Origin of the sequence: Gemmiger formicilis, assembly GCF_016901605.1 — a bacterium.
Lineage (GTDB): Bacteria > Bacillota > Clostridia > Oscillospirales > Ruminococcaceae > Gemmiger > Gemmiger formicilis_B.
In genome coordinates this window covers 1-218 of record NZ_JACJKP010000982.1, presented here as the reverse complement: position 1 = coordinate 218, position 218 = coordinate 1, and the positions used below count along the sequence as shown (strand labels likewise).

Here is a 218-nt window from a genome sequence, read left to right as displayed (position 1 = left end):
AATTTTTGCAGCCTGACCAATGAACAGGTGGAGCGGTATCTCGCACGATTCCGGGAGCTGGAGATCATCTGTGACATGCCCGATGCAATCATTTGCTTTCCATGCTCACCGCAAAGGAAAAAGGTGCCGTACACCACATCATCGATTTCGGACAAACCCCGGTTCGGCTGCAGTGGGATGACCTTCCCTTCATCATTGAGGACAAGGCAGACGTTTTC

At 51.4% G+C, this 218-nt stretch carries 1 protein-coding gene; it reads right to left on the bottom strand.

Annotation, left to right across the window (positions count from 1 at the left end):
- Window positions 1-218: DUF3846 domain-containing protein (locus tag H6B10_RS19225; protein ID WP_204652562.1), on the bottom strand; the 218-nt coding region annotated here is incomplete at both ends.